Here is a 3,393-nt window from a genome sequence, read left to right as displayed (position 1 = left end):
GACCTATGCCTGGGTCAATGCCTGCGAGAAGCTGACCTCCCATGCCTATTACAAGCTGAACTTCGTCGGCCGGCAGGCCCATGAGGACATCCTGGCCGAGTTTCCGCACGCGAACTGGTACCACCGCCCTGGCGTGCTGCAATGGCAGAATGCGGAGGCCGAAGCCGGCGCACGCGACGGCACCGACCCGCTGGTGAAGCTCAGGCAGCTGATCGACTGGGGCTACCCGGCCGAGTTGCTCAGCCTGAAGGAGGTTCGCGAGCTCGAGCCGGAGATCGACCCGGATGTGATCGGCAATGCGCCGGTGATCTACTACCCCCGGGATGGTTGGCTCGATGCCGTGCCCTATGCCGGCGCGCTCGTCACTGCTGCGCAGGAGCGCCATGGTGCGAGGCTCGTCAACGCCAAGGTCTCGGGACTGCTGGTCAGCGGCGGGCGCTGCGATGGCGTGGAGATCGCGGGCGGCGATCCGATCCATGCCGATATCGTCGTGAACTGTTCGGGACGCTGGTCCAACGAGGTCGCCAACCGGAGCGAACATCAGGTTCCGCTCGCACCGACGGTCGGCCTGGTCGCCTACACCCCGCCGGCGGGGGTGACGCTGCGCAGTGCCTTGCGCACTCCCCTGCTCAATATGCGGCCCGATGGCGGCGGCAGGTTCCTGCTGCGCTCGAACGAGCTTGACCGGCTGGTCGCTGCCGACGCCGCTTCGCTGCCGACGCATCCCCAGGCTCAGGAGCTGCTCGCCCGGGCCAAGACGACGATCCCGGCCCTGCGCTCCGTCGAGGTTGAGGCCGTTCGCATCGCGATCCGGCCGATCCCGCGTGACACGCTCTCGGCTGTCGGGCCGGTCCCGGGGCTCGACAACTACTATGTCGCCGTCACGCATAGCGGCGTGACGCTCGGCGCCTTCCTCGGCGAAGCCATCGCCGACGAAGTCGTGCGCGGCCGCACCCGCTCCGAACTGGCCGAGTTCCGGCCGGCCCGCTTCTTCAACTGACGACCCGACGAGGACAGGACATGAAAACCGCCATCATGGGCGCAGGCGCGATAGCCTATGCGAGCGCAGCACTGCTGATCCAGAACGGTCATGAAGCCCGGCTGTGGTCGCCATCCGGCCGCCGCACCGCAGCGCTCGCCCAGGGCCAGACGCTGCGCAGCGAAGGGGTCGTCGCCGGGGAGTTCAAGCCGACCATCGCCGCGGATTGCGCTGCCGCGCTGGCAGGGGCGGATGCGATCCTGATCGCGCTTCCCGCGAACGGCCATAAGGCGGTGATGGACGCCATGGCGCCGCATCTCGTCTCGGGCCAGACGGTCGTGATCAGCTCGCACGCCTCGCTGGGCGCGATCTATCTGGCACGATTGATCGCGGATCGCGGGCTCGATGTCCCGGTCGTGGCGTTGAGCACGACGGTGCTGCGCGCGCGCCAGACGAGCGACACCTCCGTGAAGATCGCGACGCTGCGCGGCAAGGTCGATATGTCGACCCTGCCGACGGAAGCCGCCGAGCGCGGCCTCACTATCTGCAAGGCGCTGTTTGGCGACCGTTTCCGCGCGATCTCGAATGTGCTGGCCGTGGCGCTGAGCAACGTCAATCCGCAAAGCCACATGGCGCTGGCCCTCTGCAATTTCACGCGCATGGAGAAGGCCGAGGCCTGGGGCCAGAGCGAGCACATGACGATGGCCGTCGGGCGGTTGTGCCGAACGCCTCGCCATCGCGGCGGCGTTCGGCGTCGAGGTCCGCACCATGCGCGAGCATTATTCCCTGACCTATGGGCTTCCCGATGCAGCCCTTGGAGAGACCGCGAAACTGCTGGCAGCCAGCCAGGAGCCGACRCTCGGGCCGGCCACGATAGACACGCGCTATACACTCGAGGACGTGCCGTTCGGGCTCTCGCCCCTGGTCGCACTCGGACGCCTATGCGGGGTCGCGACCCCTTTGCACGAGGCCGGCCTCCAGATTTTCTCGGCGCTTTACGGTCGCGATCTCGCCGCGGAAAACGATATCCTGCCGGCGCTGATGGCCCGCCAGCTCACGCGAGAATCACTCATTGCAATGACGCGCTGACGAGGAGCCTGGAGAGGGCGCTCAAAGGTCGGTGCTCTGGGGTAGGATCACCAGGTCCCGGATGGTGACGTTTCGCGGCCGGGTCAGCATGAAATGCACGGCCTCGGCGACCTCCTCGGCTTCGATCAGGCCGCCCCTGGCTCGTTCCGCTTCAAGCTTCTCCTGCGGCCAGTCGGCGATGAGGGCGGTCACGACCGGACCCGGCAGGACTGCCCCGACGCGCAGTCCGTGCGGAATGACCTGGCGCCGCAGGGTATGAACGAAGGCCTGCACCGCGTGCTTGGAGGCGGTGTAGATCGGCTCCCACACCACGGGCACAATGCCGGCGATAGAACTGGTGACGAGAATATCGCCCGTCTTGCGCGCGATCATATGTGGGAGCACCGCATGGATGCTGCGGAATACGGCGTTGATATTGAGATGCAGCATGCGATCCCAGGCGTCGGGATCGCCCTCGCTGACCGACCCGCCGACATAGGCTCCGGCATTGGCGTGGAAGATGTCGAGCTCTCCGGCCCGCTCGAGGATCTGCGACATCATGCCGGAGACGGAGGCCGGATCGGCCAGGTCCACGACGAGCGGTATGGCCTCGGCGCCGAGAGACTCGGTGACACGGCCCAATGCTTCACTGTCGCGATCGACGAGAACGACGCGCGCGCCAGCCGCCAGCRGCCGTTTCGCGCAGGCCAGTCCGATCCCCGATGCGGCGCCGGTAATCGCGGCGACCTTTCCGGCCAGTTCCTGAGTCACGTCATCGCCTCCGACACGGCATGATCTTTCGTCTCCTGCAGCAGATCGCGCGCCGCGCGTGCGGCTGCCTGCAGCGTTTCAAAGGCAGCAAAGCGCCTGTCGTGTAACCGGGCGATGTCGCCGCCGACCGGTGCGAAGACACTGGCGCCCGGTGCCATCTCGACCATGGCTTGCGCGAGGTCCTGGAAGTTTCCGGCCGCCGTCGCACCAAGCATCGCGGATCCGAGAAGGACGGGGTCGACATCCTCGGGAACGAGCACGGGCAATCCGGCACAATCAGCGAGCATTTGCCGGATCAGCGGAGCGCGACCGGCGCCGCCGCTGAGCACGATCGCATCGATCGTTGCGCCCTTGGCGCGGCTGACCTCGATGATCTGCCGAAGGCCGTAGCCGATGCCCGTCAGCCCGGCGACATAGAGCGCGACGAGATGGTCCAGATCGCGCTCCATGCCCAGGCCGGCGATCAAGGCCCGCGCCTGCGGATCGGCATGCGGCGATCGGTTCCCGAGAAAATCCGGCACGACGACGAGACCCTTCGCAAGACGTGCAGCCTCCGAAGGGTCGGCGGCGCTCGT

General features: G+C 67.1%; 4 protein-coding genes. 2 read left to right on the top strand and 2 right to left on the bottom strand.

Going from position 1 to position 3,393, the window contains the following annotated elements:
- Nucleotides 1-1,000 (top strand): NAD(P)/FAD-dependent oxidoreductase (locus AC1D34_RS37320; protein WP_476826995.1); only part of this gene is annotated, 1,000 nt, incomplete at its 5' end.
- Between the two features lie 20 nt (nucleotides 1,001-1,020).
- On the top strand, nucleotides 1,021-2,136 hold the full coding sequence (locus tag AC1D34_RS37315) for a 2-dehydropantoate 2-reductase N-terminal domain-containing protein (protein WP_476826994.1): 1,116 nt from the start codon (nucleotides 1,021-1,023) through the stop codon (nucleotides 2,134-2,136).
- On the opposite strand, the gene AC1D34_RS37310 is transcribed toward AC1D34_RS37315, so the two are convergent.
- Together AC1D34_RS37310 and AC1D34_RS37305 are read right to left on the bottom strand one after the other, a co-directional pair.
- A complete protein-coding gene (locus AC1D34_RS37310) occupies nucleotides 2,090-2,818 on the bottom strand; it encodes an SDR family oxidoreductase (RefSeq protein WP_476826993.1) in 729 nt (242 codons plus the stop codon). The two genes, AC1D34_RS37315 and AC1D34_RS37310, sit on opposite strands and share 47 nt — an antisense overlap.
- Nucleotides 2,815-3,393 (bottom strand): FGGY-family carbohydrate kinase (locus AC1D34_RS37305; protein WP_476826992.1); only part of this gene is annotated, 579 nt, incomplete at its 5' end. The genes AC1D34_RS37305 and AC1D34_RS37310, both read right to left, overlap by 4 nt.

Source organism: Allobosea sp. P1_A7, assembly GCF_056406775.1.
This window is presented reverse-complemented; position numbering and strand designations above follow the sequence as displayed.